We start from the raw sequence: 22050 nt of genomic DNA, 5'->3' as shown, positions 1-22050 counted from the left end.
TTCCACTTGCCGGCAAGGAGCCTTTCGCCGACCACGTGTAAAAACCGACAAGAGGGGATCCATGGCCAGCGTACATTCCGACGAGACCGAACTGCCGCAGAACGAGAAGCTGGTCATCGCGGCCTCCTCGCTCGGCACCGTGTTCGAATGGTATGATTTCTATCTCTACGGCCTGCTGGCGACGATCATCTCGGCGCAATTCTTCTCGGGCGTGAACGAGACCACGGCCTTCATCTTCGCGCTCGCGGCCTTCGCCGCCGGCTTCGCGGTACGGCCGTTCGGCGCCATCCTGTTTGGCCGGATCGGCGATCTCGTCGGCCGCAAGAACACCTTCCTGGTCACCATGGCGATCATGGGCCTTTCGACCTTCGCGGTCGGCCTGCTGCCGAGCTACGCCTCGATCGGCGTCGCCGCGCCGCTGATACTCGTGCTGCTCCGCCTGCTGCAGGGGCTGGCGCTCGGCGGGGAATATGGCGGCGCCGCCACATACGTCGCCGAGCATGCCCCCGATCATCGCCGCGGTCTCTACACCAGCTTCATCCAGACGACGGCCACCCTGGGCCTGTTCGCGGCGCTGCTGGTGGTGATCTCGATCCGCTGGTCGATGGGCGAGGAAGCCTTCGCCGCCTGGGGATGGCGCCTGCCCTTCATCGTCTCGATCGTCCTGCTCGGCGTATCGATGTGGATCCGCCTGAAGCTCAACGAGAGCCCGGTGTTTCGCAAGATGAAGGCGGAAGGCAAGACCTCGAAGGCGCCGCTGACCGAAGCGTTTGCGCGCTGGGGCAATCTCAAGATCGTGCTGATCGCATTGTTCGGCGCCGTCGCCGGCCAGGCGGTGGTCTGGTATACCGGCCAATTCTACGCCTTGTTCTTCCTCGAGAAGGCAATGCGGGTGGACGGCGCCACCGCCAACATCATGATCGCGATCGCGCTTGCCATCGGCACGCCCGGCTTCGTCTTCTTCGGCTGGCTGTCGGACCGGATCGGCCGCAAGAAGATCATCCTGGTCGGCTGCGCGCTCGCCGCGCTCACCTATTTCCCGCTGTTCCAGGGCCTTTCCCGCGCCGCCAATCCGGCGCTGTATCAGGCGCAGGCAAGCTCGCCGGTGACGGTGATCGCCAGTGACTCCGAATGCTCGGTGCAATTCGATCCGATCGGCCGCAACAAGTTCGACCGCTCGAGCTGCGACATCGCCAAATCGTACCTCGCGAAATCCGGCATCTCCTACGCCAATGTCGAGGCGCCGGGCGGGAGTATCGCGCAGGTGCGGATCGGCGCCACCACCCTCGCCGGGGTCGATCCGCGGGGGCTCGACGATGCCGCGCGCGGCGCTGCGATCAGGGCATTTCAGGATCGCACCAAGGTGGCGCTCGCCGCGGCCGGCTATCCCGACAAGGCCGATCCGGCGGCGATCAACAAGCCGCTCGCCATCCTGATCCTCACCATCCTCGTCCTCTACGTGACGATGGTCTACGGCCCGATCGCGGCCTTGCTGGTGGAGCTGTTCCCGACGCGGATCCGCTACACCTCGATGTCGCTGCCCTACCATATCGGCAATGGCTGGTTCGGCGGCTTCCTGCCGACCACCGCCTTCGCAATGGTCGCGGCCACCGGCGATATCTATTACGGCCTGTGGTACCCGATCGTGGTGGCGGCGCTGACCGTGGTCATCGGCCTGCTGCTGCTTCCCGAGACGTTCCGGAACAAGATCGAGGATTGAGGGGGTGCCGCTCAGCCTCCCTCTCTCTCGAACCGTCCCTCCCCCTTTGGCGAGGGGATTGAGGGGTGGGGCGCGGCCGAAGCCCCTCGATGTGGCTGAGGACGCCGCTACTTGCTCGGCTGCATCGAGCAGCCTCGCTCCTCCCCACCCCTAGCCCCTCCCCGCTGGGTAGGGGACAATACGGCGGGTCTCAGCGCGGCCGGTGGGGCTTTGCCTTGTAGGCGGGCTTGGCCTTGTGGCGGGCCGGCGGGGGTCCTTCGCGGCGATTCTGCTTGGCCGCGTCGCGGGGCGTTCCGTTCATCGCTTCGATCTGGATCGCGCCCTCGCCGTCGGGATCGCCGCCGGCGGTGCGCTTCACCGCCTCGGCGAAGCGGCGTGCGGCCGCCCGCGGGATTTCGAACGCAGTCTCGTTCGGGGCGATGCGGATGGCACCGATCTCGTTGCGGGTGATGTGGCCGCGGCGGCAGAGCAAAGGCAGCAGCCAGCGCGGATCGGCATTGTGGCGGCGGCCGATGTCCATCCGGAACCAGACGGTGTCCTCGAAGCCCTGACGATGCTCCTTCTGCCGTTCCTGATCGCCGCCCACCTGCTGGTCGGCAAGTTCCTCGGGCGCCGGCATGCGGGCGCGATGGGCGCGGACGAGCGCCGCGGCGATGTCCTCCGGGCTGCGCTCGGCGAGCAGCTTCTGCGCGACCTCGCGATCCTCGTCGTCATATTCGGCCGGCTCGAGCAGGGCTTCGAGCAAGCGGGTCCGATCGTTGCGGCGGATATCCTCCGGAGTCGGCGGCTGGATCCACTCGGCCGCGATCTTGGCGCCGCGCAGCATCATGTCGACCCGCTTGCGGCGCTGATAGGGGACGAGCAGCACCGCCGTGCCCTTCTTGCCCGCGCGGCCGGTGCGTCCCGAACGGTGCTGCAGCGTCTCGGCGTCGCGCGGCAGCTCGACGTGGATGACGAGGCTGAGGGTCGGAAGATCGATTCCGCGGGCGGCGACGTCGGTGGCGACGCAGACGCGCGCGCGGCGATCGCGCAACGCCTGCATCGCATGGTTGCGCTCGCTCTGGCTGTGCTCGCCGGACAGCGCGACGGCGGCAAAGCCGCGCTCGATCAGGCTCGCATGGAGCCGGCGGACATTGTCGCGGGTGGCGCAGAACAGCATCGCCGATTCCGCTTCGTGGAAGCGAAGCAGATTGACCACCGCATTTTCGATGTCGGCCGGTGCCACCGTCACGGCCTGATAAGCGATGTCGCCATGGCCGCGATCCTCGCCCACCGTCGAGATGCGCAAGGCATCCTTCTGGTAGCGCTTGGCCAGCGCGACGATCGGCTTCGGCATGGTCGCCGAGAAGAGCAGGGTTCGCCGGCCTTCCGGAGTCGCGTCGAGAATTTCCTCGAGATCCTCGCGGAAGCCCATGTCGAGCATCTCGTCCGCTTCGTCGAGCACGGCGACCCGCAGCTGCGACAGATCGAGCGCGCCGCGCTCGAGATGGTCGCGCAGGCGGCCGGGCGTGCCGACGACGACATGCGCACCCTGGGAAAGGCTGCGCCGCTCCTTCGAGGCATCCATGCCGCCGACGCAGGTTGCGATCCGCGCCCCGGCCTTGCCGTAGAGCCAGATCAGCTCGCGGCTGACCTGAAGCGCAAGCTCGCGGGTCGGCGCGATCACCAGAGCGAGCGGCTCGCGGATGAATGGCAGCGCGCCGCTCTCCTCGAGCAGCTGCGGCGCCATGGCGAGGCCGAAGGCAACGGTCTTGCCGGATCCGGTCTGGGCCGACACGATGAGATCGCGTCCGTCCGCGTCGTTCTCGAGAACGGCGGCCTGAACGGGCGTCGGGGCGGAATAACCGCGCGCGGATAGGGCTTCCGCGAGAAGCGGGGGCAAATGGCTGAAGGGCATGGGGATCCAAATGGGAGGTGTGCCCGCAAGGGGCAAGGTTTAGCGGTCCCATAGACCTTCATCGTGCCAGAGGGAAGCGCTTTGCTGCATCGCAGCAAGCTCGTCCCGGTTCGGAACGATCATCCGGTTTCATCGACGTGCGGCGAGCGACAGGCGTCGACCCATTGTGCACCAGTGATCGCGGCGAGGCGTTCGGGCGACACTTCCACCGAGCTGTTGAGCGATCCGGCAGCCGGATAGACGATCGCGAAGTTCCGAAGCGAGACATCGCAATAGACCGGAACCGGAGCCGCGAGGCCGAACGGGCACACTCCGCCGACGGGATGGCTGGTCAGCGCGAGCGTCTCCTCGGCGCCGAGCATCCGCGGCCGGCCGCCGAAAGCCGCCTTCGCCTTCTGATTGTCGAGCCGCGCATCGCCGCGCGCGACGAGCAGGAAGGGTTCGCCGCCGGCCCGCACCGCCAGGGTCTTGGCGATCCGGCCTGGCTCGACTCCGAGCGCCGCCGCCGCTTCGTCGACCGTGGCGGTGCTCGCTTCGACTTCGATGATCGGGAGATCGGGCGCGTTGGCCGCAAGCCACGCGCGAACCGATTCGAGGCTCATGTCATTCCCCCAGCAGATGCAATGCGATGGTGCGCCGGTGCGGGCGCCGGCGATGCTCGAAGAGATAGAGGCCCTGCCAGGTGCCGAGCGCAAGCCGTCCGCCGATCAGCGGGACCGAGATCTGGACTGCGGTCAGTGCGGCACGCAGATGCGCCGGCATGTCGTCGGGACCCTCGTCGTCATGATCATAGGCCGTCGGATCCTCGGGCGCGATCGTCGCGAAATAGCGCTCGAGGTCGGAGCGCGCGTCCGGAGCGGCATTCTCCTGGACGAGCAGCGAGCAGGACGTGTGACGGCAGAACAGGGTGAGCAGGCCCTCGCCCACCCCCTGCCCCTCGACCCAGCGAAGGACGGACGCGGTGATCTCCTTCAGCCCCTGCCGTTCGGTCGCGATCTCGATCAAGGCGGTTGATTGACGCATCGCGCGGCCCTAAACGGGACGGCGCGGATGCGCCAGATTTCATGCTCTTCTTCGCCTGTCACGAACGTTGACAGAGGCGCTCCCAACACCTATTTGCCGCCTATCCCGATAACCGGTCGTCCGGCGGCGCTTCTGCGCGCGTCGGCTATCCTCGTTTCGGGATATAGTCACGAAGCGCTGAGATGGGGCGGTCAGCCAGCCGCCCTGTGGAGCAGGAGAAAACATCACATGGCACGTATTGCGGGTGTCAACATCCCGACCAACAAGCGCGTCGTTATCGCGCTCACCTACATTCACGGTATCGGCCGCACCAAGGCCGTGGAAATCGCGAACAAGCTGGGCATCGCGCCGGAGCGCCGCGTGCAGGATCTTTCCGACCAGGAAGTCCTCCAGATCCGTGAGACGATCGACGCCGACCACACGGTCGAGGGTGATCTTCGTCGCGAAACGGCGATGAACATCAAGCGGCTGATGGATCTCGCATCCTATCGCGGCCTGCGTCATCGCAAGGGCCTTCCGGTCCGCGGCCAGCGCACGCACACCAATGCGCGCACCCGCAAGGGCAAGGCCAAGCCGATCGCCGGCAAGAAGAAGTAATCCATCCCGATGGATTGCTCCGCCGGCAGCGCCTTCGACGGCGGCACGGCGCCACACGAGATTTGGTAGGATAAGAGAACATGGCACGCGAACCTCAGCGCATTCGTCGGCGCGAGCGCAAGAACATCACCGCGGGCGTCGCGCACGTGAACGCCAGCTTCAACAACACGATGATCACCATCACCGACGCGCAGGGCAATGCGATTGCCTGGTCGTCGGCCGGGATGATGGGCTTCAAGGGCAGCCGCAAGTCGACTCCCTACGCGGCCCAGGTCGCCGCCGAGGATGCGGGCAAGAAGGCCGCCGAACATGGCGTGCGCACCCTGGAAGTCGAAGTGAAGGGCCCGGGTTCCGGCCGCGAGAGCGCGCTCCGCGCCCTCCAGGCGGTCGGCTTCACGATCACTTCGATCCGCGACGTGACCCCGATCCCGCACAATGGCGTGCGCCCTTCGAAGCGCCGCCGCGTGTAACGATTTCGTCGGGGCGCCCGTGCGGCGCCCCGGCCTTCATATCCGGAACCGTCCCCGCGGCTCCGTTGCATCCAAGGGAAGATCATGGCCGTCAACGCTAAGAACTGGCAGGAAATGAAGAAGCCCAACGCACTCGAGAAGCGCGCCGCCGGCGACGCGCGGCGCAAGGCGACGTTCGTCGCCGAGCCGCTCGAGCGCGGTTTTGGCCTGACGCTCGGCAACTCGCTGCGCCGCGTCCTCCTCTCCTCGCTCCAGGGTGCGGCCGTCACCTCGATCCGTATCGAGGGCGTGCTGCATGAATTTTCGAGCCTCACCGGCGTTCGCGAGGACATCACCGACCTCGTCCTCAACGTGAAGCAGGTCGCTTTGCGGATGGAGGGCGATCAGCCGCGCCGTCTGCAGCTGTCGGCGACCGGCCCCGGCGAAGTCACCGCCGGCGCGATCACCACCACCGGCGACATCGAAGTGATGAACAAGGACCTCGTCCTCTGCCATCTCGACGACGGTGCGACGCTCAACATGGAACTGACCGTCGAAGCCGGCAAGGGCTATGTCCCGGCCGCCTCGAACCGTCCGGCCGACGCGCCGATCGGCCTGATCCCGGTCGACGCGCTCTACAGCCCGGTCCGCCAGGTCAGCTACAAGGTCGAGAATACCCGCGTCGGCCAGGAGCTGGACTATGACAAGCTGACGATCACCGTCGAGACCGACGGCACGATCACCCCGGACGACGCGCTCGCTTATGCCGCGCGCATCCTTCAGGACCAGCTGCAGCTCTTCGTTCACTTCGACGAAGGCCTGACCATGACCAGCGTTCCGACCGGTGTCGCGGCGGGCGTCTCCGCCGGCGAGGGCGAGACCGACGCCAACCAGCTCAACCGTTACCTCTTGAAGAAGGTCGACGAGCTCGAACTGTCGGTGCGTTCGGCCAATTGCCTCAAGAACGACAACATCATCTACATCGGCGATCTCGTCCAGAAGACCGAAGCCGAGATGCTCCGTACGCCGAATTTCGGCCGCAAGAGCCTCAACGAGATCAAGGAAGTGCTCTCCTCGATGGGTCTGCGCCTCGGCATGGACATCCCCGGCTGGCCGCCGGAGAACATCGAAGAGATGGCCAAGAAGTTGGAACAGGAATTGATGGGCTGAGCCTTCGGCTCGAACCCATTCGAACCTAAGAAAGGGTCGCCGCGAGGCGGCCCTTTTTCGTGGCCATCCGAGGTGCTCGGGGGCGGCCGGCCGGAGGCTGGACGTCGGAGAGCGAGCGCCCGCGCGGCCGTGCGGGGACGTTGCGCAGTGAGCCGCCGCAGGCGCGAAGAGATGGCGAAGACGCTCGAGCAGGAGCTCATGGGGTGATCCCGAAGCTGCCCATCCGCGGGATCGGCAGCCAGGATCACCACCCTTCGACCGTCAGGGAGAAGGGGGCGGGTTCTGCTTCTTCTACCGATCTTTCGAAGGGCCGCCGCGAGGCGGCCCCTTATTCTTGCGCTCCACGCGGGTCGCTCTACCCTTGACTCCCGCCGTAGAATCCTGTTGAGGAGCCGGCGACAGGCGGGGCCATTGCTCCGCCTTTTCGCATGGGCCTCGGCCCGGCGAGAACGGGGTCGGGGCTGTCCCCCACAAGACAGCCTGGCCGGATTTACCTGACACGGGGTCCGGACGAACGAAGAAGGAAGTCACCATGCGTCACCGCGTTGCCGGACGTAAGCTCCAGCGCACCTCCAGCCACCGCGCCGCCCTGTTCAGGAACATGGCTGCCGCGCTGATCAAGCACGAGCAGATCACCACCACCGTCGCCAAGGCGAAGGAGCTTCGTCCTTATGTCGAGAAGCTGGTCACGCTCGCCAAGAAGGGCGGCCTTTCCAACCGCCGCCTCGCGCATGCGCGGCTGCTCGACGACACCCAGCTCGTCAAGCTGTTCGACACGCTTGCGCCGCGCTACGCCGACCGTGCCGGCGGCTATACCCGCGTGATCAAGGCCGGCATCCGCGCTTCCGACGCGGCGCCGATGGCGATCATCGAGTTCGTCGACCGCGACGTCTCCGCCAAGGGCCAGGATTCGGGTCCGGTGCAGGGCGCCGACGAGTATGACGAAGCGGCCTGAGGCCTCGGTCCGAACGGACCGTTCGGGAATGAAGAAAGGGCCTCCGCGATGCGGGGGCCCTTTCTCTTTGTGCCGGCGCAGAGCCTGATCATGTTAAGTTGGAGCGCTCGGCTCCGACCTAAGCTGCGGATCAGGCTCCAAACCAATGACGAGAGCACGATCCAAGGATCAGGCTGATGCAGCCTGACCCGATCATGCTTATCCGCCCTGGAGCTGACGCGCGCGGTCGAGGTGCTGCTGGATGATCGGCACGGCCGCGGTGGCGACTGCGCGCAGCGCCTCGGTGTCGCCGCTGCTTGCGTAATTGCTGTGCAGGGCCAGCGCCATTTCATGGGCCGGCACCTGCTGGCGAAGATAGACGCTGTCGAAATCCGCGCCCGACGCATTGCGCAGCTCGCCCATCATCTGCGCCTGCATCGGCATCAGATCGGGGCTCGGCGGCGTGCCTGCGGCCGTCGCGGCGGCGGTCAGCTGGGCGGTCGTCTGCTGATGGTGCTGGATCAGCATCCGCGCAAATTCCTTGACCTCGGGGCGGGTTGCCCGACTCTCGGCAAGTTGCGACGACTGGATCTCGAACAAATCGCTTGCCGCGGCCATCTCGACATAGGCCCCCCGCTGCGTCGGAGTCATGTCGCCCGATGCAGCGGCGGCATCGGCCTGCATGTCGGCTTCGGTCGTGGCGCAAGCGGCCAGGGCGAGTGCGCCCAACGCGGCGAGCAAAAGGGAACGGATCATCTGGTCATCTCCTCCAACCCGTATCCGCCGGGAGAGCGCGATAAGCGCGCTCACCCTGGCTGTCGACCCAGGTCGCTTCACATGGTTTTGGTTTGGCGACGTCCGGCAAACCGGAGGCGAAGCTCAGGGTTCCAAGTAAAACCAGGGAGTTGATACAGGTTACGATGAATCTTGTCTGGCGATCAGCCGCCCGGGAGACCTTCGATGACTTTGCCGGATCCGCCGCAGACCGGGCATGGCGTGCCGTCATGCTCGCCCGTTCCATTACAATGGCGGCAAAGATTCTCGCCGGTGCCGGGGGTGCCGGGCGCGGCTTCGTCGCCGGGTGCCTGGCCAGGTTGTGCCTGGCCGTCTGTAGGGTCGCTGCTCATGCGGGAGGAACCCGGCCCGTCGGCCGCGGTTCCGCGCTTGGGGTCCGGAACCCGCCTCCGCGCGCCGCAGTTGACGCAGGATGGTCCGCATCCTTTCCGTTGCTGCCTTGGGCACGGTCGCCTGCACGGCCTCTCCGGTCGATGCGCAGGAGCTGTTCGGCGGCATCTACGCGCACGATGTCGAGACACGGCTCAACCTCAGCGGCAATGTCGAGCAGGGTGTCGATCTTCAGCTCGGCTGGCGCGGCGCGCGGATCCGTGGCCTGCGACCACTCGGATCCCCGTCACCGTACGGCTTCGTCTCGCTGAACAGCGCCGGCGACACGCACTTCGCCGCGGCCGGACTGAGCTGGAAGGTCGGCAAGAGGATCTACCTGCGGCCCGGAATCGGTCTGGCCGTCCACAGCGGGCCCAGGCGCCCGGGTCCGGACCGGATCGATTTCGGCTCCCGCATCCTCTTCGCGCCCGAGTTCGGGATCGGATTCCGGCTCGGCCCGCGCACCTCGGCGGAGGCAAGCTGGGTCCATCTCAGCCACGCCACCCTGCTGGGCGATCAGAATCCCGGCATCGACACGATCGGCGTGCGGATCAACCATCGATTCCGTTGAGCAGCGCTGGACGGCTTCGGCGGAGGACGGCTATTCTACCCTCGATGAAAAGCAATCCGCCGCCGCTGGTGCCCGTGCCATCCTCTGTTGCTCCCAAAGCGGCGGGGGCTCGCGTGCCGAGCAGGGGAGTTGTACCGCCACCGGGAGCGCATGGCCGTGTTGCGGTGCGCGGGCGCACTGCGGCGTCCCGTCACTGAGGAAATGATCATGTTCGACCGTCGCACGACCCTACTGTCCGGGGCCGCCCTGCTCGCCGGCTGCGCCACCGGCGCCACCACGCCTTTGCGCCCGGGCGCGCCGTCGCGCTTCGTCCGGGTCGACGGCACCCGGTTCCGGATCGGCGACGAGACCTATCGCTACGCCGGAGCCAACATCTGGTACGCCGCCTATCTCGGTACCGACGCCCCTTACGGCAATCGCGACCGGCTGAAGCGGGAGCTCGATGCGATGGCGGCGCTCGGCATCGACAATCTCCGCATCCTCGGCTCCTCCGAGCTGTCGCCGCTCAAGAACTCGATCACGCCGGCATTCCGCACTCAGACAGCCGACTATAACGAGACGTTGCTCACCGGCCTCGATTATGCGCTCGCCGAAATGGGCAAGCGCGGGATGAAGGCGGTGATCTACCTGACCAACTTCTGGGAATGGTCGGGGGGGATGATGACCTACCTCTATTGGACCAATGGCGGCCGTTACATCAACATGAACGATCCGGCCCATCCCTGGCCGCAATTCGCCGACATGAATGCCGCTTTCTACACCAGCGACGCAGCGATCGGCCTGTATCATGATTATGTTCGCGCGGTCGTCGGCCGGACCAACAGCGTCACGGGCATTCGCTACGCCGACGACCCGGCGATCATGGCCTGGCAGCTCGCCAACGAGCCCCGCCCCGCCGGCAGCGAGGCGGTCGGCCGGCCGAATCTGCCGGCTTTCTACGCCTGGATCGGCAAGACGGCGAACCTGATCAAATCGATCGATCCCAACCACCTGGTGTCGACTGGCAGCGAAGGGCTTCAGGGCTGCCACAGCGATCGGCAGTGCGTGATCGAGGCGCACAGCCCAAGCAGCATCGACTATCTCACCGCCCATATCTGGCCGCTCAACTGGACCTGGGTGGACAGCGCCGACCTGCTCGGCACCTTCGATGCCGGCGCCGCGAAGGTCAGAACCTACATCGCCGACCACATCGCGCTCGCGACTCAGCTCGGCAAGCCGCTGGTGATCGAGGAGTTCGGCTTCCCGCGCGACAAGGGACTCTACGATCCGGGCACCCCGACCACCTTCAAGGACCGCTTCTACGCGCTGATCTACGATGCGGTGCTCGCCAACGCCAAAGCCGGCGGCCCGCTCGCGGCCTCCAACTTCTGGGCGTGGGGCGGCGCAGGCCGCGCGTCGAGCCCCGATCATCGTTTCCAGCCCGGCGACACCTCCTATCTCGGCGATCCGCCGCACGAACCGCAGGGCTGGTACAGCGTGTTCGACGGCGACGAGAGCACGAAGAGGGTGATCCGCGACCATATCGCCGCCCTCAAGGCGGTACGAAGCTAGGAACGCCTCGCGGGGAGGCTTGCACGGCCACGTGCCTTGCCCGAAAGCTCTCTCAAAATACCGAGGAGAGAGCGGGATGGCGAGGAAGTGGTTGGCCCTGGTCGCGTGTGCGTTGGCAATGGCAGGGGCGTTTCCCGACGCCGCGGCCGCGCAGCTTCTTCCCGATCGGGTGCTGGTCAACGCGTCGGGCCGCGCCGGCACGGATCTGTCGGGTCCCTGGAACTGGTCGGTGGATCCCTATCGCGACGGAGTCGCCGGGTTTCACGGCGAGGCGCCCGGCCGCACGCACCAGCGCTACGCCGATGTCGACGTCGACGCCGAAACCCGCAAGGATCCTTACGCCCTGTGGGAGCTCGACATGCGCCGGGCGCCGGTCACCAGCCTGCCGTCCTCGTGGATCACCCATGACGCAACGATGCGCTATTATGACGGCCTCGTCTGGTATCAGCGCCGCTTCGAGGCGGCGCCGCGCCCGGGCGAGCGCCAGTTCCTCCACTTCGGTGCCGTCGACTATCGCGCCAGCATCTATGTGAACGGCGCCCTCGTCGGCACCCACGAGGGTGGATTCACGCCGTTCGCGCTGGAAGTCACGGGCAAGCTTCGGGCCGGCGAGAACCAGATCACGATCGGCGTCGATTCCGAACGGTCGAACGACACGGTGCCGCCGACGGTCACCGATTGGGAGACTTATGGCGGCGTCATTCGTCCGGTCCGCCTGGTCACCACGCCGGCAACCTATGTCGACGATGCCTGGATTCGGCTGACGGGCGCCGGCCGGATCCGGGCGAGCATGACCCTCGACGGCCCGTCCGCGGCAGGCCGTCCCGTGCGGGTTCGCATCCCCGCGCTCGGACTCACTCTCTCGGGAACGGCGGATTCGCAAGGCCGCTGGACTGGCGAGGCAGCGGCGCCGCGCGCGCTGAAACGCTGGTCGCCCGAAAGTCCGACACTGTACGACGTGCGCTTCGAGAGCGGCGAAGATGTCCTTTCCGACCGGATCGGGTTCCGCACCCTGGAGGTGCGCGGCACCCGAATCCTGCTCAACGGCAAGCCGATCTTCCTGCGCGGAATCTCGCTGCACGAGGAGGAACTCGGCAAGGAGCCGACGCGCGCGATCACGCCGGCGGCGGCGCGCGCCTTGCTGTCCGAGATCAAGGACGGGCTGCACGGCAATTTCGTTCGCCTCGCCCATTATCCGCATTCCGAGGTGATGACCCGGATGGCGGACGAACTCGGGCTGATCGTGTGGAGCGAGGTGCCGGTTTACTGGCGCGTCGCCTTCGCAAGGCCGGAAACGCTGGCGGTCGCGCGCAGGATGCTGGCCGAAAACATCCTGCGCGACCGCAATCGCGCATCGATCGCCTTGTGGAGCGTCGCCAACGAGACCCCGGTCTCGGAACCCCGCAACGCGTTCCTCACCACCCTTGTCCGGGACGTGCGCGCGCTCGACGACAGCCGCCTCGTCACCGCCGCCTTGCTCACCCGCCGCGACGAGAAAAACGGCAGGATCGAGATGGTGATCGACGATCCGCTGGTCGCGCAGCTCGATGTGATGGCGATCAACACCTACAATGGCTGGTATAGCGGCGACCGGCTCGAGGCGCTGCCGGCGATCGGCTGGCGGAGCGGGGCGACCAAGCCGCTGATCCTCTCCGAATTCGGCGCCGACGCCAAGGCGGGCTTCCTCGACGCCGGCCTTCGCCGCAAATTCTCCGAGGAGTTCCAGGCCGAATATTATCGCCAGACGCTCGCCATGGCGGACAGCATCCCGTTCCTCGCCGGCATGTCCCCCTGGATCCTCAAGGACTTCCGCTCGCCGCGCCGCCAGCACCCGGTCTACCAGCAGGGCTGGAACCGCAAGGGCCTGATCTCCGAGACCGGCGAGCGCAAGCAGGCCTTCGGCGTGCTCGCCGATTATTACTCGAAACGGACGCCAGACAGCCGCTGAACGCGCGTCAAAGCGCGAGATGCAGCAGCTGGTTGAACTCGGTATGCGCATAGCCGCCGAACGGCTCGCCATGCCCGAAGCCGCGCTTGCGGTAGAGCGCAAGCGCCGGCTCGAAGGCCTCGCCGGTGCCGGTTTCGATGCTGACGCGGCGATACTTGCGTGCCTGCGCCGCCGCGATCGCATGCTCCAGCAACGCCGCGGCAACCCCCTTGCGGAGATGATCGGGGTGGGTGCGCATCGATTTCAGTTCGCCGGTTCCGTCGCCGAGATCCTTGAGCGCGCCGATCCCTGCGAGCGCGCCGTCGACCCAGGCCGTCCAGACCGTCACCTCGGCCGATCGAAGCCCGGAAAGATCGAGCGCGAAGACGTGGCCCGGCGGCGAATTGGCGTGCATGCCGTTGAGGTGCAGCGCCAGCAGCGCGCGCACGTCGTCGTCCGACAGATCATCTTCGCGTATCTCGATCATCTCGCCCCTCCCGCGTCCCTGCACGGCGCTGTAGCCGGGCGCGAGCGCGGATCGGAAGGCGAAGAGTTCACGAATCCGCGCCGAACAGGCGCGGATTCGTCCTGTCAGCGGCCGAGCATGCTTTCCGGTTTCACCACCCGATCGAAGGTCTCCGCATCGACGAGGCCGAGCTCGAGGCCGGCTTCCTTGAGCGTCAGCCCCTTCTTGTGGGCGTGCTTGGCGATGTTGGCGGCATTGTCGTAGCCGATTTCGGGTGCGAGCGCGGTGACCAGCATCAGCGACCGGTTCATCAGATCGGCGATGCGGCGCTCGTCCGGCTCGAGGCCGTCGAGGGTACGCTCGGTGAAGCTCTCCATGCCCGTGGCGAGCAGGTCGATCGAGCGCAGCACGTTGGCGGCGATCACCGGCTTGAACACGTTCAGTTCCATGTGGCCCTGGAGGCCGCCGACCGTCACCGCGACGTGATTGCCCATCACCTGGGCGGCGACCATGGTCAGCATCTCGGCCTGAGTGGGGTTGACCTTGCCGGGCATGATCGAGCTTCCGGGCTCGTTTTCCGGCAGCTTCAGTTCGCCAAGGCCGCAACGCGGGCCGGAGCCGAGCAGGCGAATGTCGTTGGCGATCTTGGTCAGCGACACTGCGAGCACGTTGAGCACGCCCGAAAGCTCGACCAGCGTGTCGTGGCTGGCGAGCGCTTCGAACTTGTTGGGCGCGCTGGTGAACGGAAGCCGGGTGAGCTTGGCGACCTCGGCTGCGAATTCCTCGGCGAAGCCCTTCGGGGCATTCAGGCCGGTGCCGACGGCGGTGCCGCCCTGGGCGAGGCGATAGACGCGCGGAAGCACGCCGCGGACGCGATCGATCCCGTCCGCAATCTGCGCCGCATAGCCGGAAAATTCCTGGCCGAGGGTGAGCGGCGTCGCGTCCTGGAGGTGGGTGCGGCCGATCTTGACGATCGGATCCCAGGCCGCAGCCTGGGCGGCGAGGCGGCGGTGCATCGTCTCCAGAGCCGGGATCAGACGGGATTCCACGGCGCGTGCCGCAGCGATGTGCATCGCCGTCGGGAAGCTGTCGTTGGACGATTGACCCTTGTTGACGTGATCATTGGGATGGACCGGGCTCTTGCCGCCGCGATTTCCGCTGAGGATCTCGTTGGCGCGGCCGGCAATCACCTCGTTGGCATTCATGTTCGACTGGGTGCCCGATCCGGTCTGCCAGATGACGAGCGGGAACTGATCGTCGAGATCGCCCGCCGCGACTTCGCCGGCGGCCTGCTGGATCGCCTCGGCCAGACCGGCGTCGAGACCGCCGATCCGTGCATTCACCCGCGCCGCCGCCTGTTTGACGAAGCCGAGCGCGTGGACGATCTCGGACGGCATCGCCTCACGCGGGCCGAACGGGAAGTTCTGGATCGAGCGCTGGGTCTGCGCGCCCCAATAGCTGTCGCCGGGAACGTCGATCGGGCCGAAGCTGTCGGTTTCGGTGCGGGTGGGGGTGAGCGATGCCATGGAGACTCCGTTGCGCTGATCTTCGCCGCGCCCTTTATGGCCTCGGCAGGCGCAAGGGAAGGCGCACGGCGCGCTCCGCGCGCAGCCCGCCTACGATCAGGCGCCGCGCGCATCGCGCCGAGCCGTCGTGATTGCGAATAAGGATGCAGACGGCCGGATAGCCGGCGTTATTTCTTGCGGCTGAAATCCACCGAGACGACGTTGGAGCCATCCTCGACCGGCTCGGCGACCGGATGATCGTTTTCGGCTTCCTCGTGGTCCTGGAGATCGCCTTCGTCCGATTGCGCCTGGAACTGGAGAGCGAAATTGACCGCGGGATCGACGAAGCCGGTGATCGCCGAGAAGGGGATGACGAGCTTGGCCGGCATCTGGTTGAAGCTGAGACCGACCTCGAACCCGTCTTCGGCGACCTTGAGATCCCAGAAGCGGTTCTGAATGACGATGGTCATCTCGTCCGGGAAGCGCTCCGAGAGGTGGCGCGGGATGTCGACTCCGGCGGCGCCCGTCTTGAAGGTGATGTAGAAATGGTGCTCGCCGGGGAGGCGCCCGGTCGATTCGACCTCGCCAAGCACACGACCGACGACGGCGCGCAGGGCCTCCTGCACGATCTCGTCATAGGGAATCAGGCTGTCCGGCATATCGTCCTGCATGAGGCCCGTGGTAGCGCCGCGACGGGACGGGTCAAGCATTTGCGCGCTCGGATTGCGCGAGTTCGGTGGAATCGGGGCGCGTGCAGGCCGGGTTTCCCCCGATCAAGGAGACGCGCTTCCCCGCCAGTCGGGGACGCCGTAAGGCTTGTCCTGGACGCCAGCAGACAACCATCAGACGAGGAGCCCATCGATGGCGATCGACGCGACCCGCCCCTACGATCCCGACAACATCTTCGCGAAGATCCTGCGCGGCGAGATTCCGAACAAGACCGTCTACGAGGACGAATGGGCGCTCGCCTTCCATGACATCAATCCGGCCGCACCGACCCACATCCTCGTCATTCCCAAAGGCGCCTATGTCTCTTGGGACGATTTTTCAGCGCGGGGGTCGAACGAGGAGATTGGCGGCTTCGTCCGCGCCGTGGGCCATGTCGCACGCGCCCTCGATCTGGTTGCGCCCGGCTACCGCCTGCTCGCCAATGTCGGCGGCCATGCCGGCCAGGAAGTGCCGCACCTCCACGTCCACCTGTTCGGCGGCCGACCGCTCGGGCCGATGCTCGCGCGCTGAGCGGCGGGGCGGCGACGCCCAGGTCATCCCCCCCGCGACGCCCGGCGAGTTTCTCGCTTTGCGGCCGGGAATTTAGTGTTTAGGCTCCGCGCCAATCCATAAAGGCGCGTTCAATGCGCCTGACATTTCAAGGGGACGGGTAATGATCTTCGGGCGCGTAAAGCCTCTCGATGCCATTCTTGCCACCGCTCAGAAAAAGTCGCTGCACCGCTCGTTGGGCGCTCTGCAGCTGACGCTTTTCGGGATCGGCTGCATCATTGGTACCGGCATCTTCGTACTCACCGCCGCCGGCGCGCAGAAGGCCGGGCCCGGCCTGATGCTGGCCTTCATCATCGCCGGCGCGGTCTGCATCGTCGCCGCACTCTGCTACGCCGAAATCGCGGCGATGCTTCCGGTCGCGGGATCCGCCTACACCTACACCTATTCGGTAATGGGTGAGCTGCTCGCCTGGACGGTCGGCTGGGCCCTGGTGCTCGAATATGCGATCGCGGCAAGCGCGGTCTCGGTCGGCTGGTCCGGCTACTTTTCAGGCACGATCCTGCAGGAATTCCTCGGCATAACCCTGCCGCCCTGGCTGAGCGCCGGTCCGCTCGCGCTCGGCGGCGCACCGGGCGGCCTCATCAACCTGCCGGCGCTGATCATCGCCCTGCTCGTCACCTGGCTGCTGATGATCGGCACCAGTGAAAGCGCACGCGTCAATGCGGTTCTGGTCGCGATCAAGATCACGGCCCTCACGGCCTTCATGGTGCTGACCCTCCCGAAGGTCGAAACCGCCAATTTCAACCCGTTCCTGCCGGCGGGCCTGTTCGGCGGCTTCGGCTCGGGCGTCGGCGCCGTCGGCGCGGCAGCCACCATCTTCTTTGCCTATGTCGGCTTCGACGCCGTCTCGACGGCGGCCGAAGAAACCAAGAATCCCCAGCGCAACGTGCCGATCGGCCTGATCGGTTCGCTCGGCATCTGCACCATCTTCTACATTCTCGTTGCCGCCGGCGCGATCGGCACGATCGGCGGCCAGCCGATCATGGGACCGGGCGGCGTGCCCTTCCCGGCCGGCTCGGAAGAGCTCGCCCGCCAGTGCGCGATGCCGGCGCATGCCCAGGCTCTGGTCTGCTCCAACGAGGCGCTCGCCCACGTCCTGCGCAACATCGGCTTCGGTGCGGTCGGCAACGCGCTCGGCATCGCCGCCTTCCTGGCGCTGCCGTCGGTGATCCTCATCCTGCTGTTCGGCCAGACCCGCATCTTCTTCGTGATGTCGCGCGACGGCCTGCTTCCGGAAGGTCTCTCCAAGGTCCACCCGAAATGGCGGACTCCCTATGTCGTCACCGCTCTTACCGGCGTCGTCGTCGCGCTTGCCGCGGCGTTCCTGCCGGTCGGCGCGCTGGCCGACATCGCCAATGCCGGTACGCTCTACGCCTTCATGATGGTGGCGATCGCCGTGATGCTGCTGCGCCGCCGCGATCCCTCGCGGGAGCGCAAGTTCAGGGTTCCCGCTTTGTGGCTGGTCGGTCCGCTGACGATCATCGGCTGCGTGTTCCTGTTCCTCAATCTGCCGCGCGATGCGATGCTCGTCCTGCCGGTCTGGACCGGAATCGGCTTGATCGTTTATTATGGCTATTCCTATCGCAACAGCCATCTCGGCCGCGGCCTGGTGGAGGTTCACGAACCGGAACTGCATGATCTGGAGCCGGAGATACCCGGTGTCGGCGAGACACGCTGACCGGATCCCCGGCGCATGAAAAAGGGAGGCGAAAGCCTCCCTTTTTTGGTGCCGGCGCAGTCGCCTGCGCGCCCTCTGACGGCGGCGGCTACTCCCGCAAAAGCACAGGTTCGCGGGCGAAGGTCGCGACGCTGCCGAGCAGCGCGCTTCCCGGCACGCCCTCGTCGATCACGTCGGCCGCCCCGCTGTGCAGCAATCCTGCCGCCTGCCGCAGCCCGCATCCCGGATTGATGACGAAGGCCGGAACCTGCGCATCCCTGCCCCCGAGCGCCTGGAGCACGGCGCGCGCGCAACCGAGGTCGGTACCGGAGGTCGCGATCAGGATAGGGCGCGCGCCGGAATGCGCCGCATCGGGCGCGAAGTCTTCGGCGGTCACAACGTGCACGCTGTAACCGTGGGCCGTCAGGACGTTGCGCGGCATGGCCGCGGCACCCGCATTGCATTCGATCAGATACAGGCGGTCATCGGACACTCAGCGGCTCTCCTTCGATTTCCGCCTCTAGCCGGCCCGCGCTGAATGGATGCTGCTGTGCTTGTTGTCTGCGCTTAAGCGAAGGCGCGCACCCGCCGACGGGGGAGCCATAGCTCCCCTCGCCATTTGACCGGGACGGGATCGGCGGGCTCAGCCGAGCTTCTGGGCGACCAGCGCCTTCAGATCGGCTTCGGGACGCGCACCATAATGCGAGATCACTTCCGCCGCGGCGATTGCGCCCATGCGGAGGCTGTGCTCCAGGCCGCGGTCCTGGGCGAGACCGGCGAGGAAGCCCGCGGCGAAGAGGTCGCCGGCGCCGGTGGTGTCGACGATCTGGTCGACCGGCTCGGCAGCGACATCGACGCGCTGCCCGTTCTCGACGGCGACGGCGCCCTTCTCGCTGCGCGTGACGACGAGCAGAGGCACGCGCGGCGCGGCGGCGACAATTGCGGAATCGAAATCCTTCTCGCCGGTCAACGACACGATTTCCGCTTCATTGGCGAAGAGGATGTCGACCTTCCTGTCTTCGATCAGCTTCAGGAAGCCGTCGCGGTGGCGATCGACGCAGAAGCTGTCCGACAGGGTGAAGGCAACCCGGCGGCCGGCGGCATGGGCGAGTTCGATCGCCCGCTCCATCGCCGCGCGCGGGGTTTCCGGATCCCAGAGATAGCCTTCCAGATAAAGAATTGCGGCGCTCTTCACCTGCTCTTCGTCGAGCTTGGCGGTGTCGAGATGCTGGGCGGCGCCGAGGAAGGTGTTCATCGTCCGCTGCGCATCCGGGGTGACGAGGATGAGCGACCGCGCGGTCGGCACCTCACCGCCGTCGCTCGCCGGGGTCGTGAACTCCACGCCGATCGAGCGGATGTCATGGGCATAGACTTCGCCGAGCTGGTCGTTGGCGACCTGGCCGACAAAGCCGGCGCGGGCGCCCAGCATGGCGATGCCGGCGGCGGTGTTGCCGGCCGAGCCGCCGCTTACCTCACGTCCGGGGCCCATCTTGCCGTAGAGCCGGGTCGCCTCGTCGGCGTCGATCAGCCGCATCGATCCCTTGTCGAGCCCTTCGGCGGTGAGAAAGGCTTCGTCGGCGGCGGCGATGACGTCGACGATCGCGTTGCCGATGCAGAGGACGTCGAGGCGGGTGTCGGTCACATTCACTCTTTCATAGCCGGGAAAGCGTGCGCCTTTAGAACAAAGCGCAAGGTCGTGGAATGCCTGTTCGCCGCCGGCTTTCGCGAGCGCCTGAGAGGAGCAGGGCTTCGACCTTGACCCTGATGCCGCGAACGGGGCAGCAAGGGCGATGCTTACCGCTTTCACGCGCGCTCTCGGCCAGATCGGCGACCCTGTCTTCCTGAAGGTGCTCGCCAAATCGCTGCTGGTGACCCTTGTCCTGTTCGCCGCGGCCGCCGCGGGAGCGGCCTGGCTGCTGACCGGTGTCGATCCGTGTGGAATCGGGCCGTTCGACGGTTCCTGTCCGCTCGGTGCCGGGGGCGGAACTCTCGCCGGCCTGGCGCTCGGTCTCCTCAGCCTGTGGTTCCTGTTCCCGGCGATCGCGATCGGCGTGATCGGGCTGTTCTCCGACGAGATCGTGGAAGCGGTCGAAGCCCGTCATTACCCGAATGCGCGCGGCCGGCCGGTTGCGCTGGGACGGGGCATCTCGCTTTCGCTGCGCTCGGCCGGGCGGATCCTGCTCTGGAATCTGATCGCGCTCCCATTCTACCTGCTGCTGCTGATCACCGGGATCGGACCTTTGCTGCTGTTCTCGGCGGTCAACGCCCTGGCGCTCGGCCGGGACCTCGGTGAGATGGTGGCGGCGCGGCACCATCAGGGAGCGGCGCTTGAGGCCTGGCTGCGGGAGACTCGACTCGAACGGGCGCTGCTTGGCCTCGGCGCGACGTGGCTGTTTCTCATTCCCTTTGCCAATCTGCTCGCGCCGCTGATAGGGGCTGCGGCCGCCACCCACGTGTTTCACAAAGGCAAGAGATGAAGCTCAAGACCGCGCCTCTCCTGCTGCTGCCGCTGCTCGGCGCCTGCGTGGCCAAGACCGAGATCGCGCCCGCGACGCCGCCGCGCGTCCAGTTGCCGGCGCCGCGAGTCTACAGCGTCGTCGGCCTCGAAAATGTGATCGGCCGCACTGCCAAGGTGATCGAAGCGCAATTCGGCCGGCCCGATCTCGACGTTCGCGAAGGCTCGGCGCGGAAGCTGCAATTTTCCGGGCCCGCCTGCGTCCTCGACGCCTATCTTTACCCGCCGCGCGGCGGCGGCGATCCGATCGTCACCCATGTCGATGCGCGCCTGCCCGACGGCCGCGACTTCGACCGCGCGAGCTGCGTCGCCGCGCTCGGCAGGACGACGCAGCACCGCTGACGAAAAGACCCGGCCGGGTCAGCCGACGAACGCGCGTTCCACCGCGAAATGCGCCGGCCGCGCGTTCGAGCCTTCCTCGAAGCCGAGCGTGGCGAGACGCTCCGAAAGGTCCGCGATCATCGCGCTGCTGCCGCAGAGCATGATCCGATCGATCGCCGGATCGAGCCGGGCCGGCCCGTGCAAAGGCGGACCGAACAGCCTGCCGTCGTCGATCAGCGCCTGGATGCGGCCGGACGTGTGGAATGGCTCGCGGGTGACCGTCGGCACATAGAGAAGCTGCAGCAAGGCCTGGTCGCGGACCAGCGGATCGTCGGCGAGCTGGCCGGTAAGCTGGTCCCGCCAGGCAAGATCGCTCACCCGCCGAACCGAATGCACCAGGATGATCTGCGCGAACCGGTCATAGGTATCGGGATCGCGGAGCAGACTGAGGAACGGCGCAAGGCCGGTGCCGGTCGCGAACAGGAACAGCCGGCTCCCCGGCGTCAGGGCATCGGCGACCAAGGTCCCGGTCGGCTTGCGGCCGAGATAGAGAAGATCGCCGGGCTCGATCCGCTGGAGACGGGAGGTCAGCGGGCCATGCTCGACCTTGATCGACAGGAATTCGAGCTCCTCGGCATAAGCGGCGCTGGCGATCGAGTAAGCCCGCATCAGCGGCCTGCTGCCGTCGTGAAGCCCGAGCAGCACGAATTCGCCGGAGCGGAAGCGGAAGCTGCGCGGCCGTTCGACGGCGAGGCTGAACAAGTGGCTGTTCCAGTGGTGGACCCAGCGCACCGCGACCGTATCGAAGGCCGGCTGATCGGGCTGGACGAGCGGAAGGCGGACCGGCACGTTCAACGCTCGTCCTCCTCGGCCTTGCCCTCGTTGGCGCGGTGCCCTCGCGGCGGCGCGAGCAGGCCGGACGCGACCGCAGCCAGGGCGCGAACGAGGATCGGCGCCATCGCCGGGGTGACCAGCGCCCGTGCGGCGACGAGGCAGGAGAGCCCGCCGGCGGCGCGATCCAGCAACCCGAGCAGCACGGCCTCGTCTTCGACCACGGTCGGGCGGCAACGGCCCCCGAAGCGCAGCGCAGTCAGGCCGTCGCGGTTCAGCACCGCCATCATCATCTGAAAGTGCGGCAGGATCTCGCGTGCGCCGGCGGCACCGAAGCCCGGGGCGAGCGCCCGGCACGAGCAGCGCCCGGCCTGGGTGGCCGCCACCCATTCACGCATTGCGGCGACGAGAAAGCGCGCACCGGGGGCAAGGTCGGCGCAGGGCCGATCGACATAAAGATACATGTGCGGGTCC

The 22050-nt window shown here is 66.8% G+C and carries 23 protein-coding genes; 12 read left to right on the top strand and 11 right to left on the bottom strand.

Annotated features, from left to right (window positions below):
* Positions 1–61: 61 nt before the first annotated feature.
* The gene (locus C7I55_RS07025) at positions 62–1720 is read left to right on the top strand and encodes an MFS transporter (RefSeq protein WP_106512165.1); all 1659 of its coding nucleotides are present in this window, start codon (positions 62–64) and stop codon (positions 1718–1720) included.
* A 190-nt stretch (positions 1721–1910) separates the two neighbouring features.
* Here the strand turns inward: C7I55_RS07025 and C7I55_RS07020 are convergent, their stop codons facing one another.
* The 3 genes from C7I55_RS07020 to C7I55_RS07010 all read right to left on the bottom strand — a co-directional run bounded on the left by C7I55_RS07020 (position 1911) and on the right by C7I55_RS07010 (position 4640).
* On the bottom strand, positions 1911–3617 hold the full coding sequence (locus C7I55_RS07020; protein WP_106512164.1) for a DEAD/DEAH box helicase: 1707 nt from the start codon (positions 3615–3617) through the stop codon (positions 1911–1913).
* A 119-nt stretch (positions 3618–3736) separates the two neighbouring features.
* Positions 3737–4219 carry a YbaK/EbsC family protein gene (locus C7I55_RS07015; RefSeq protein WP_106512163.1) on the bottom strand — a complete coding sequence of 161 codons (483 nt, stop codon included), beginning with the start codon at positions 4217–4219 and terminating at the stop codon, positions 3737–3739.
* A 1-nt stretch (position 4220) separates the two neighbouring features.
* Positions 4221–4640 (bottom strand): secondary thiamine-phosphate synthase enzyme YjbQ, encoded by a 420-nt coding sequence (locus tag C7I55_RS07010; RefSeq protein ID WP_106512162.1) that lies wholly within the window; start codon positions 4638–4640, stop codon positions 4221–4223.
* A gap of 228 nt (positions 4641–4868) precedes the next feature.
* Here C7I55_RS07010 and rpsM point away from each other — a divergent pair, with 228 nt between their 5' ends.
* The 4 genes from rpsM (at position 4869) to rplQ (ending at position 7811) form a co-directional block, all read left to right on the top strand.
* Positions 4869–5237, top strand: a complete 369-nt coding sequence (gene rpsM, locus C7I55_RS07005) for a 30S ribosomal protein S13 (protein WP_106512161.1) — start codon at positions 4869–4871, stop codon at positions 5235–5237.
* 80 nt (positions 5238–5317) lie between these two features.
* Positions 5318–5707: a 30S ribosomal protein S11 gene (rpsK, locus tag C7I55_RS07000; RefSeq protein ID WP_106512160.1), complete on the top strand. Its 390-nt coding sequence runs from the start codon at positions 5318–5320 to the stop codon at positions 5705–5707.
* Positions 5708–5791: 84 nt separating this feature from the next.
* A complete protein-coding gene (locus tag C7I55_RS06995; RefSeq protein ID WP_106512159.1) occupies positions 5792–6856 on the top strand; it encodes a DNA-directed RNA polymerase subunit alpha in 1065 nt (354 codons plus the stop codon).
* A gap of 532 nt (positions 6857–7388) precedes the next feature.
* A complete protein-coding gene (rplQ, locus tag C7I55_RS06990; protein ID WP_106512158.1) occupies positions 7389–7811 on the top strand; it encodes a 50S ribosomal protein L17 in 423 nt (140 codons plus the stop codon).
* A 198-nt stretch (positions 7812–8009) separates the two neighbouring features.
* Here rplQ and C7I55_RS06985 read toward each other — a convergent pair whose 3' ends face one another.
* On the bottom strand, positions 8010–8546 hold the full coding sequence (locus C7I55_RS06985) for a DUF4142 domain-containing protein (RefSeq protein ID WP_106512157.1): 537 nt from the start codon (positions 8544–8546) through the stop codon (positions 8010–8012).
* A gap of 451 nt (positions 8547–8997) precedes the next feature.
* Here C7I55_RS06985 and C7I55_RS06975 point away from each other — a divergent pair, with 451 nt between their 5' ends.
* The 3 genes from C7I55_RS06975 to C7I55_RS06965 all read left to right on the top strand — a co-directional run bounded on the left by C7I55_RS06975 (position 8998) and on the right by C7I55_RS06965 (position 13024).
* The gene (locus C7I55_RS06975) at positions 8998–9525 is read left to right on the top strand and encodes an acyloxyacyl hydrolase (protein ID WP_106512155.1); all 528 of its coding nucleotides are present in this window, start codon (positions 8998–9000) and stop codon (positions 9523–9525) included.
* Positions 9526–9732: 207 nt separating this feature from the next.
* Positions 9733–11076, top strand: coding sequence for a glycoside hydrolase 5 family protein (locus C7I55_RS06970; RefSeq protein WP_106512472.1), 1344 nt, complete (start codon positions 9733–9735; stop codon positions 11074–11076).
* A gap of 76 nt (positions 11077–11152) precedes the next feature.
* Complete coding sequence (locus C7I55_RS06965) at positions 11153–13024, top strand: glycoside hydrolase family 2 protein (protein ID WP_233222088.1); 1872 nt, start codon at positions 11153–11155, stop codon at positions 13022–13024.
* 7 nt (positions 13025–13031) lie between these two features.
* Here C7I55_RS06965 and C7I55_RS06960 read toward each other — a convergent pair whose 3' ends face one another.
* The 3 genes from C7I55_RS06960 to C7I55_RS06950 form a co-directional block, all read right to left on the bottom strand.
* Entirely contained in the window at positions 13032–13490 is a 459-nt protein-coding gene (locus C7I55_RS06960; RefSeq protein ID WP_106512153.1) for a GNAT family N-acetyltransferase, read from the bottom strand.
* A gap of 104 nt (positions 13491–13594) precedes the next feature.
* On the bottom strand, positions 13595–14995 hold the full coding sequence (gene fumC / locus C7I55_RS06955) for a class II fumarate hydratase (protein ID WP_106512152.1): 1401 nt from the start codon (positions 14993–14995) through the stop codon (positions 13595–13597).
* Positions 14996–15162: 167 nt separating this feature from the next.
* Complete coding sequence (locus C7I55_RS06950) at positions 15163–15645, bottom strand: SspB family protein (RefSeq protein WP_106512151.1); 483 nt, start codon at positions 15643–15645, stop codon at positions 15163–15165.
* A 190-nt stretch (positions 15646–15835) separates the two neighbouring features.
* On the opposite strand from C7I55_RS06950, the gene C7I55_RS06945 reads away from it, so the two are divergent.
* Entirely contained in the window at positions 15836–16213 is a 378-nt protein-coding gene (locus tag C7I55_RS06945) for a histidine triad nucleotide-binding protein (protein ID WP_106512150.1), read from the top strand.
* A 142-nt stretch (positions 16214–16355) separates the two neighbouring features.
* Positions 16356–17930 (top strand): amino acid permease, encoded by a 1575-nt coding sequence (locus tag C7I55_RS06940; protein ID WP_106512149.1) that lies wholly within the window; start codon positions 16356–16358, stop codon positions 17928–17930.
* Positions 17931–18018: 88 nt separating this feature from the next.
* Here C7I55_RS06940 and C7I55_RS06935 read toward each other — a convergent pair whose 3' ends face one another.
* Positions 18019–18402, bottom strand: a complete 384-nt coding sequence (locus C7I55_RS06935) for a hypothetical protein (RefSeq protein WP_106512148.1) — start codon at positions 18400–18402, stop codon at positions 18019–18021.
* 150 nt (positions 18403–18552) lie between these two features.
* Positions 18553–19551, bottom strand: a complete 999-nt coding sequence (locus C7I55_RS06930; RefSeq protein ID WP_106512147.1) for an adenosine kinase — start codon at positions 19549–19551, stop codon at positions 18553–18555.
* A gap of 148 nt (positions 19552–19699) precedes the next feature.
* Between C7I55_RS06930 and C7I55_RS06925 the strand changes: the two genes are divergently transcribed.
* Positions 19700–20386, top strand: coding sequence for an EI24 domain-containing protein (locus tag C7I55_RS06925; RefSeq protein ID WP_106512146.1), 687 nt, complete (start codon positions 19700–19702; stop codon positions 20384–20386).
* Entirely contained in the window at positions 20383–20766 is a 384-nt protein-coding gene (locus C7I55_RS06920) for a hypothetical protein (RefSeq protein ID WP_106512145.1), read from the top strand. The genes C7I55_RS06925 and C7I55_RS06920 overlap by 4 nt, the downstream gene beginning before the upstream one ends.
* Positions 20767–20784: 18 nt before the next feature.
* Here the strand turns inward: C7I55_RS06920 and C7I55_RS06915 are convergent, their stop codons facing one another.
* Complete coding sequence (locus C7I55_RS06915; RefSeq protein ID WP_233222118.1) at positions 20785–21594, bottom strand: ferredoxin--NADP reductase; 810 nt, start codon at positions 21592–21594, stop codon at positions 20785–20787.
* A gap of 2 nt (positions 21595–21596) precedes the next feature.
* Positions 21597–22040 carry a hypothetical protein gene (locus tag C7I55_RS28735; protein WP_233222087.1) on the bottom strand — a complete coding sequence of 148 codons (444 nt, stop codon included), beginning with the start codon at positions 22038–22040 and terminating at the stop codon, positions 21597–21599.
* Positions 22041–22050: the final 10 nt, after the last annotated feature.

Origin of the sequence: Allosphingosinicella deserti (assembly GCF_003012735.1) — a bacterium.
In the GTDB taxonomy this organism is placed as follows: domain Bacteria; phylum Pseudomonadota; class Alphaproteobacteria; order Sphingomonadales; family Sphingomonadaceae; genus Allosphingosinicella; species Allosphingosinicella deserti.
This window is presented reverse-complemented; position numbering and strand designations above follow the sequence as displayed.

Excerpts from the sequence above, each read along its gene's own strand:
- C7I55_RS07025 (WP_106512165.1), top strand. The coding sequence starts at position 62 with ATGGCCAGCGTACATTCCGACGAGACCGAACTGCCGCAGAACGAGAAG.
- C7I55_RS07020 (WP_106512164.1), bottom strand. The coding sequence starts at position 3,617 with ATGCCCTTCAGCCATTTGCCCCCGCTTCTCGCGGAAGCCCTATCCGCG.
- C7I55_RS07015 (WP_106512163.1), bottom strand. The coding sequence starts at position 4,219 with ATGAGCCTCGAATCGGTTCGCGCGTGGCTTGCGGCCAACGCGCCCGAT.
- C7I55_RS07010 (WP_106512162.1), bottom strand. The coding sequence starts at position 4,640 with ATGCGTCAATCAACCGCCTTGATCGAGATCGCGACCGAACGGCAGGGG.
- rpsM (WP_106512161.1), top strand. The coding sequence starts at position 4,869 with ATGGCACGTATTGCGGGTGTCAACATCCCGACCAACAAGCGCGTCGTT.
- rpsK (WP_106512160.1), top strand. The coding sequence starts at position 5,318 with ATGGCACGCGAACCTCAGCGCATTCGTCGGCGCGAGCGCAAGAACATC.
- C7I55_RS06995 (WP_106512159.1), top strand. The coding sequence starts at position 5,792 with ATGGCCGTCAACGCTAAGAACTGGCAGGAAATGAAGAAGCCCAACGCA.
- rplQ (WP_106512158.1), top strand. The coding sequence starts at position 7,389 with ATGCGTCACCGCGTTGCCGGACGTAAGCTCCAGCGCACCTCCAGCCAC.
- C7I55_RS06985 (WP_106512157.1), bottom strand. The coding sequence starts at position 8,546 with ATGATCCGTTCCCTTTTGCTCGCCGCGTTGGGCGCACTCGCCCTGGCC.
- C7I55_RS06975 (WP_106512155.1), top strand. The coding sequence starts at position 8,998 with ATGGTCCGCATCCTTTCCGTTGCTGCCTTGGGCACGGTCGCCTGCACG.
- C7I55_RS06970 (WP_106512472.1), top strand. The coding sequence starts at position 9,733 with ATGTTCGACCGTCGCACGACCCTACTGTCCGGGGCCGCCCTGCTCGCC.
- C7I55_RS06965 (WP_233222088.1), top strand. The coding sequence starts at position 11,153 with ATGGCGAGGAAGTGGTTGGCCCTGGTCGCGTGTGCGTTGGCAATGGCA.
- C7I55_RS06960 (WP_106512153.1), bottom strand. The coding sequence starts at position 13,490 with ATGATCGAGATACGCGAAGATGATCTGTCGGACGACGACGTGCGCGCG.
- fumC (WP_106512152.1), bottom strand. The coding sequence starts at position 14,995 with ATGGCATCGCTCACCCCCACCCGCACCGAAACCGACAGCTTCGGCCCG.
- C7I55_RS06950 (WP_106512151.1), bottom strand. The coding sequence starts at position 15,645 with ATGCAGGACGATATGCCGGACAGCCTGATTCCCTATGACGAGATCGTG.
- C7I55_RS06945 (WP_106512150.1), top strand. The coding sequence starts at position 15,836 with ATGGCGATCGACGCGACCCGCCCCTACGATCCCGACAACATCTTCGCG.
- C7I55_RS06940 (WP_106512149.1), top strand. The coding sequence starts at position 16,356 with ATGATCTTCGGGCGCGTAAAGCCTCTCGATGCCATTCTTGCCACCGCT.
- C7I55_RS06925 (WP_106512146.1), top strand. The coding sequence starts at position 19,700 with ATGCTTACCGCTTTCACGCGCGCTCTCGGCCAGATCGGCGACCCTGTC.
- C7I55_RS06920 (WP_106512145.1), top strand. The coding sequence starts at position 20,383 with ATGAAGCTCAAGACCGCGCCTCTCCTGCTGCTGCCGCTGCTCGGCGCC.
- C7I55_RS28735 (WP_233222087.1), bottom strand. The coding sequence starts at position 22,040 with ATGTATCTTTATGTCGATCGGCCCTGCGCCGACCTTGCCCCCGGTGCG.